Source organism: Candidatus Rhabdochlamydia sp. W815, assembly GCF_018642185.1.
Classification (GTDB): Bacteria; Chlamydiota; Chlamydiia; order Chlamydiales; family Rhabdochlamydiaceae; genus Rhabdochlamydia; species Rhabdochlamydia oedothoracis.
Genome location: NZ_JAAVTY010000082.1, coordinates 1 through 7,061, shown reverse-complemented (window position 1 = coordinate 7,061; position 7,061 = coordinate 1). Strand labels below are relative to the sequence as shown.

7 protein-coding genes and 1 pseudogene are annotated in these 7,061 nt (G+C 36.4%); 1 reads left to right on the top strand and 7 read right to left on the bottom strand.

What is annotated here, in order from left to right; all coding sequences use genetic code 11:
* From RHOW815_RS09095 to RHOW815_RS05965, 4 genes and pseudogenes are all read right to left on the bottom strand, one after another.
* Window positions 1–65 (bottom strand): annotated as a pseudogene (locus tag RHOW815_RS09095) (helix-turn-helix domain-containing protein); the annotation flags it as partial.
* A gap of 458 nt (window positions 66–523) precedes the next feature.
* Entirely contained in the window at window positions 524–1,687 is a 1,164-nt protein-coding gene (locus RHOW815_RS05975) for a dihydrolipoamide acetyltransferase family protein (RefSeq protein ID WP_215217419.1), read from the bottom strand.
* A complete protein-coding gene (gene lpxK, locus RHOW815_RS05970; protein ID WP_215217418.1) occupies window positions 1,684–2,733 on the bottom strand; it encodes a tetraacyldisaccharide 4'-kinase in 1,050 nt (349 codons plus the stop codon). The genes RHOW815_RS05975 and lpxK overlap by 4 nt, the downstream gene beginning before the upstream one ends.
* A gap of 16 nt (window positions 2,734–2,749) precedes the next feature.
* Window positions 2,750–3,352, bottom strand: coding sequence for a D-sedoheptulose-7-phosphate isomerase (locus RHOW815_RS05965; RefSeq protein WP_215217417.1), 603 nt, complete (start codon window positions 3,350–3,352; stop codon window positions 2,750–2,752).
* An 81-nt stretch (window positions 3,353–3,433) separates the two neighbouring features.
* On the opposite strand from RHOW815_RS05965, the gene RHOW815_RS05960 reads away from it, so the two are divergent.
* A complete protein-coding gene (locus RHOW815_RS05960) occupies window positions 3,434–4,444 on the top strand; it encodes an aspartate-semialdehyde dehydrogenase (protein ID WP_215217416.1) in 1,011 nt (336 codons plus the stop codon).
* 1 nt (window position 4,445) lies between these two features.
* Here RHOW815_RS05960 and RHOW815_RS05955 read toward each other — a convergent pair whose 3' ends face one another.
* Genes RHOW815_RS05955 through RHOW815_RS05945 form a run of 3 tightly spaced genes read right to left on the bottom strand, consistent with a single transcriptional unit; the run spans window position 4,446 to window position 6,707 of the window.
* Entirely contained in the window at window positions 4,446–5,096 is a 651-nt protein-coding gene (locus tag RHOW815_RS05955) for an RluA family pseudouridine synthase (protein ID WP_215217415.1), read from the bottom strand.
* The gene (locus RHOW815_RS05950) at window positions 5,074–5,898 is read right to left on the bottom strand and encodes a TrmH family RNA methyltransferase (protein ID WP_245397613.1); all 825 of its coding nucleotides are present in this window, start codon (window positions 5,896–5,898) and stop codon (window positions 5,074–5,076) included. Before RHOW815_RS05950 ends, RHOW815_RS05955 begins: the two co-directional genes overlap by 23 nt.
* A complete protein-coding gene (locus tag RHOW815_RS05945; RefSeq protein ID WP_215217414.1) occupies window positions 5,895–6,707 on the bottom strand; it encodes a class I SAM-dependent methyltransferase in 813 nt (270 codons plus the stop codon). Before RHOW815_RS05945 ends, RHOW815_RS05950 begins: the two co-directional genes overlap by 4 nt.
* Window positions 6,708–7,061 lie beyond the last annotated feature (354 nt).

Sequence of the window (7,061 nt, the reverse complement as noted above, 5' to 3'; positions counted from 1 at the left end):
CAACCTGTGTGAAAATACGTTCGATATTCTCTCAAATATTCTAAAGTCTTTAAAAGCTTGTCTTCTAGGCTTAAGTAAGCCTTTTCTCCTAGCTTTTCTCTATCTTTTGTTTTGCTCTTCCCATAAAATTAAGACCTTTTCTTCAAAAGTTTTTCGTTTCACTCCTGTTAGTCTTCTAAATTGCTCGGGTGAGAGTGATTGAAGTTCTAAGTAATTTTTCCTTTCCCTTCATTTAGGAAGGAAGTATAGCAAAAATCTAATTACGCAAGAAGTCTATTTTTTAAATGCCTATAACTTTGCGAAAAGATTGAAAGCTCTAAAGGGATTGACACCTTTTAAATATAGTGGTTCCGATTCAATCGCATAGAAAAATATAGGATTAACGACAAGTTTCAAGTCGTTGACTTGAATCCCATTAAGCTAGCCGTTTGAATTGGCACTACTATATATTATCAAAAGTTGGCAAAAAAAACCAAAAATTTTTAGAATTAATCCATTCCATCACACTTTGGGACTAAACATCTTAGAGTTCTTTATCCGTTTCTAAATGATGCTTTAGCGCATTTAAAAAAGCACAACCATACATACCATCAAGTACGCGATGATCAAAGGTTAAAGAAAGATTAATCATACTGCAAATGGCAAGACTATCATCTTCCCGAGGAATCACTTTTCTATAACTAGCCCCTACACCAATGATGGCAACTTCGGGATATCTAATGATGGGAATTCCAATTTGCACACCAGACATACCAAAATTTGTAATGGTGATTGTGCCTTCGGTTACATCATCAGGTACTAATTTTCCCATCCGAGCTTTATGAGATAGAGCGCTGATCCCTTGAGCAATTTTTGGAAGAGACAAATCTTGAGCTCCTTTTAAAACAGGTACAAGCAACCCTTGTTTAACACTTACCGCAATCCCTAAATTAATGAACCTCTTCATTAAAATGGTATCTTTATCTAGAGAGGAATTTAACAAAGGAAATTCTTGAAGGGCTTTAATTAAAGCTCTAGCAATAAAACTGGTTAAGGTAAGTTTTGCTTGGCACTTCTCTAAAAAAATTTGTTTTTCTTTTTGGATACATTGCACCACATTTGTAATATCTATTTCTGTAATCAGCGTAGCATGAGGTGCTTCATAAAAAGAGCGCACCATATTATCTGCTATCGCTTTGCGCATACCAGTCATTTGCAATCTTTCTATAGATTGCAAAGAGCCCTTTTCTTTTACAGTCCTTTTTTCTAGATAAAGCTCTAAGTCTTGCTTAGTGACTCTCCCTCCAGAACCTGTTCCTGTAATTTTTTGCAACTCTTCTAAATTCAGTTTATGTTCTCTAGCTAATCGTAAAAGAGCGGGTGAAAAAAAATATTGATTCCTCTTAGCATTGATCGAAATCGGCGAAGGGTTATTTTTTTCCAGATTTTTGTTTGTTTGCCTATCCTCTGTAGAAATAATTGCTAAAAGATCTCCTATTTGAACCTCTTGATCTACTTCTGCACAAATTTCTTGTAAAATACCTGCTATAGGTGAAGGGATCTCGCTACTAAGTTTATCGGTAGAAACTTCTAATAAAGGCTCATCTAATTGAACCACATCTCCTACTTTTTTAAACCACTGCAATATAACAGCACTGTGAATGCTCTCTCCTAATTTAGGTAATAGTACTTTTATTTCTCCGCTCATCGATGCCCTTTATTTGAAAAAAATTCTATTTTAGCTAACATCTCTTGCCAGATAGCATGCCCGGCTACAATCTCTAATTCTACACGCAAAGCAATTACAGGTATACAACATCTAAAAGAGGATAGTTTAACCCAATCCTTTTCTGTACATACAATCATTTCTCCTGCTTTATCCTTACATCTCTTAGCAAATAAATTAAGCTCATTTAGCCCAAAAGCCGTGTGATCTGGTAGAAATACACAATCTACAATACCACATCCTATCTCTCTTACGGTTTGTAAAAAACGCTCTGGCCTGCCCAAAGCACAAAATACCCCTACTTTTTTTCCAGTCACTTCCTGTGGATTACAAACAACAACGTTCATGCCAATAACTGGCGCTAAAGTATATAAAGATATTTCTTTCTTTAATTCTTCATATTGACAAGCTGAATCAATGTGATTGGCAATAATCCAATCAGCTCGGTCTAATCGGGAAGGAGTATCACGTAATAAACCACTTGGCAAAAATTTTTTTTGACCAAAAGGATCTTTTGCATCAATCACAATAATTTCTAGATTCCGCGCTAACCTTCGATATTGCATCCCATCGTCTAGAATTAAACACTGCATTTTCTCCGTAATGGCTCTATATCCACTTTCAATACGATTTTTGCCTACCCAAATAGGTACTGAGGTTGTCTTTGCTAAAAGATAGGGTTCATCTCCACAATACTGAACGGGTAGAGTACATCCTTTTCCATCAGAAATCTTTTCTACTCTGCCAGAGGTTTCAATCTTTGAAAGAAATCCTCTTGTAAGAATAGCTAATCTGATTTTCGGATCAAGATGCTTTATCATCTTTTGAATCAGTGGTGTTTTTCCGGTTCCTCCAGCTGCAATATTCCCAATACTGACTACACAAGTAGGAAGCTTATGTACTTTAAGCAAACCCTTATCATAGGCTAAATGTCTTAATCGCACTCCTAAAGAAAAAAAAGCACTTATTAAAAAAAAGAAGGGGATGAAAAAAAAAGGTTTTTTTTCTTTTTGAACAACTCGAAACAAATACCGTTTTACCTTTTTAAGAAGAAACACAAATAGCTCTTGGCTCTGTTTGAAAAAGCAATACCTCTACTTGTTCTATAATAATATGAATGGCAGTCATATGGGCTTCTTGAATCCGATCTGAAAACTCAAACCCGGAAACGATCCATTCCAGATCAGCCACCCCTTTTAACTTACCTCCTGTTTTACCAAGAAAAGAGATTGTTTTCAGACCTCTTTTTCGTGCCGTTAACATGGCTTTAAATAGATTTGTGGAATTACCACTTGTCGTTAAAGCGATGAAAAGATCTTCTGGTTTAGCAAAAGCTTCTACTGCTCTTGCAAAAACAAAGTCAAATCCCATGTCATTTGCTGTACAACTTAAATGGCCTGGATCGCTTAAAGCAATAGCTGGTAGAGCTTTTCTTGCATAACGAAATTGCCCCGTTAACTCCTCTGCAAAATGCATGGCATCGCATAAACTCCCTCCATTACCTGCAATCAATAATTTACCACCTTTTGTAAAACACTTAGCAATTAATTGACTGGCATTTTCGATAAAGCTCATGCTTTTTTCTTCTTTTAAAAGTACAATAGCGCGTATTGCTTCATCAACTGCATGCTCGATTTCTTTTTGCATAATAAATTACTCTTTTTATGAGGCAATTATAAAAGGACCCTTGTATTATAGTAAACCTACTTAAAGCATTTTTTAATAATTATGATCTTATTATATCCCCCCGTAAAAATCGCTCTTATCGGAGCTACTGGTATTGTTGGAAGAGAAATATTGGGTCTTTTAGAAAAACGTCATTTTCCGATCAAAACACTACGCTGTTTTGCTTCTTTAGATTCAAAAGATAAATCCATTCTATTCTCCGGAGAAAATATTCCATTAGAAACCCTTTCCAAAGATAAATTACACAACATCGACCTAGCTATTTTTTGCACAAAAAAAGAGGTTTCTAGTAAATGGATCCCCTATCTTGCTAGGCAAAAAACCATTATAATCGATAACAGCGCTGCTTTTAGGCTTGATCCACATGTACCTCTTATCATCCCAGAGATTAATTTAGCAGAGCTAGCCAACCATAATTACATTATTGCTTCTCCTAATTGCTCTGCTTCGATCATGTTAATGGCTCTTTTTCCCTTGCATCAGTACATTCCCATTCAAAGAATTCAGGTAGCTACTTACCAAGCGGTTAGCGGTGCTGGATTTCACGCTATGCAAGAGTTAATTTCTGCTACACAAGCTGTATTAGAAAAAAAGGCTTATACGCCAAAAGCGCTACCTTTTCCATCTGCATTTAACCTATTCTTGCATAACTCTACATTAAACGCAGATGGCTATGTTGACGAAGAATTAAAAATGCTACAAGAAACTCGAAAAATTCTTTCCAATCCTCATATTCGGGTAAATGCAACCTGTGTACGCGTTCCTGTTTTACGAGCACATTCTCAAGCTTTAAATGTCACCTTTACTCAAGAAATCTGTCCAGAAAAGGCTTATGAACTTTTAGAAAAAGCTCCTGGTATAAAAGTACATGAAGACCGCTTAAAGAATCGTTTCCCTATGCCAATTGATGTTGCAGGGCAAAACGATGTGTACTGCGGAAGAATCAGAAAAGATCTTTCCTATGCTAATACTTTAGATCTGTGGGTAGTAGGGGACCAAATACTGAAAGGAGCTGCTTTAAATACGATACAAATTGCAGAACACCTTCTTTGAATCAAAGCAATTTCTGCCAATCTAGAATTTCTTCACATACAATCACTTCTTGTGTAATGGGGTGAGGAAAACTCATACACGCATGATGTAAGGCAATCTTCTGTTTGAGTAAATGCTTCTTACTTCCATACTTGACATCTCCTACAACAGGAGAGCCTATAGCGGAAAACTGTGCACGGACCTGATGATAACGCCCTGTATACAGCTTTATTTTTACCAGTGAAAAATCTCCCTTTTCAAGCATAACAGAATACTCCAGCTGAGCTAATTTTCCTTGAATATGATTGGATTTTACTACTTTAGCACGGTGATTTACATGAGTTAACGTATGCTCGAGAACTCCCGAGTTTTTTAGATTTTCACCTCTTTCTACCCAGGCTAAATAGGTTTTACTCATTTTCTTTTCACGCATACTTTGCTGCAGCCGAGTAAGCGCTTTAGATGTTCTTGCAAATAAAACCAAACCGCTAACCGGTTTATCTAAACGATGAATACATTCTAGATAAACCCCGCCTGGTTTTTTATATTCTTTTTTAACCCAAGTTTTTGTTAAATCGGTTAAGTTATCTTTTATAGGATAGTGAGGCTGCGTACTTAAACCAGCAGGTTTCACAACTATTAAAACATGGTTATCTGAGAAAATGATCTGCATTTTTTCCTTTGCGTTGTCGAACAACTTCGTATAACAAAAGTGTAGTAGCTGTTGCTACATTCAAAGAATCCGCTATGCCATGCATAGGAATACGAACACAGATATCAGCTTGCTTCATCCAAAAATCGGATAACCCCAATTGTTCAGTGCCAACAGCAATTGCCACAGGACCTGTTAGATCTAATTGGGTAAAATCTTGGGAAGCAGAGGGGGTTGCTGCAACAACTTTAATTTTATGCTCACGCATCAGACTTAAAACCTCTTGACTTGTAGCTTCTATTACTGAAGTGGTAAATAATGTTCCTACACTAGCGCGTACAACATTGGGATTATAGATATCTGTACAGCGATCGCATATCATCACCGCATCTACTCCTGCTGCATCTGCCGAGCGCAAAATAGTGCCTAGATTTCCTGGTTTTTCAATCGCCTCAGCAATGACTACAAAAGCTATAGGACTAAACGAAATAGAATGAAGTGGATAGTGCATTTGCTCTGCTATAGCTACAAGCCCATCAGGACGATCTCTGTAAGAGATTTTTTTGAAAACAGATTCAGAACAATGGTAGATAAAAGCTTGATCTTGTTCAATTTGCTCAATTAGGGTTTTTTCATTTATTCCTAAAAATAAAGTCGGGCAAATAAATAAAGAGACAATCTTTACCCTGGCTTGCACAGCCCTAGACAACTCCCGATATCCCTCAATGAGAAAAAGATTTGTTTGATTGCGCGTTCTGCGATTTGCTAGTTGCATTGCTAACTTAATTTTAGGATTTTGCATGCTTGTGATTTTTTCTATCATGGCAGCCACCAAGCAAAACTTCCATAAGGAATAGCAAACTCATTTTCAGAAGGCAATAAGAGCTCATCGCTCTCAATTTTCCCTTTAGGTAATAATTGTTTCATTAAATTTTGAATGACAGTCGGGGTAATTCCAGAGGTATGGGTAGTGAATAACAAAAAAAGAGCATCTTTGCTTAAAAGGTCTTTACACATGTCTAGCAATTCTATAAGACCTTCTTCAATTTTGAAAATTTCCCCCTTATTTCCTCTACCAAAGCTAGGGGGATCTAAAATGATTGCTTCATAGAAAGAGCCCCTTTTGATCTCTCTTTTTATAAATTTTTTCACATCTTCTATAATCCAACGAATCGGTTTATCTAAAAAATGATTTAACATAGCATTCTCTCTAGCCCAACTCACCATTCCCTTTGAGGCATCAACATGGCAGACTTTAGCTCCTACTTTTGCACAGGCTAAAGTAGCTCCTCCTGAATAAGCAAATAAATTGAGAACTCTCGGCTCTTTTCTTGAGATAAGCAACTTTTGCATATAGGTAAAAAGAAGACTGTGTTCAGGAAAAACGCCTACATGACCAAAGTCGGTAGGAGCTACCTTAAAACGTATATCCTCAATAATTACTATCCAATCCTTAGGCAAAGATCTCTGATATTCCCAACGATTTCCTTCGTCTCGAGAAAAAATAGCATCCGCTTCCCATTTTTTAAGAGAAGGTTTCCAAATTGCTTGAGAGCAGGGCCTAATCAAAGTAAAAGCGCCAAAACGCTCTAACTTTTGTTGATTACCGCTATCAATTAGAGAATAAGACATAAATGGAAAAACTTTTTTAGTTAAGCTAGTATTTTAGCATACTTAAGGGATTCTTTACTATTAGTTAAAAAAAAGAAGTAATTTTACAAATTTTTTTGGCTTAGTGAGAAAAAATAACATAGAATCTAATGTTCTGATGATTGGCAAATCAATCATAAACATAAAATACAGACTTCTTTTTCGGTTTTCGATTTGCGTATTTATAATAATGTAACCTACATTCCTACCCCCTAGCGTATATTTTTGGAATTAGCTAAGCCTTTTGTGCTATTATGTCTTTTTTGAACAAAGAGGTGCGGTATGGTAGAGGTTTCAGAAGGAGAAATTCAAACGACAGTAATGGATCATCATGGC

Excerpts from the sequence above, each read along its gene's own strand:
- RHOW815_RS05965 (WP_215217417.1), bottom strand. The coding sequence starts at position 3,352 with ATGCAAAAAGAAATCGAGCATGCAGTTGATGAAGCAATACGCGCTATT.
- RHOW815_RS05955 (WP_215217415.1), bottom strand. The coding sequence starts at position 5,096 with ATGCAGATCATTTTCTCAGATAACCATGTTTTAATAGTTGTGAAACCT.
- RHOW815_RS05945 (WP_215217414.1), bottom strand. The coding sequence starts at position 6,707 with ATGTCTTATTCTCTAATTGATAGCGGTAATCAACAAAAGTTAGAGCGT.
- RHOW815_RS05975 (WP_215217419.1), bottom strand. The coding sequence starts at position 1,687 with ATGAGCGGAGAAATAAAAGTACTATTACCTAAATTAGGAGAGAGCATT.
- RHOW815_RS05960 (WP_215217416.1), top strand. The coding sequence starts at position 3,434 with ATGATCTTATTATATCCCCCCGTAAAAATCGCTCTTATCGGAGCTACT.
- RHOW815_RS05950 (WP_245397613.1), bottom strand. The coding sequence starts at position 5,898 with ATGATAGAAAAAATCACAAGCATGCAAAATCCTAAAATTAAGTTAGCA.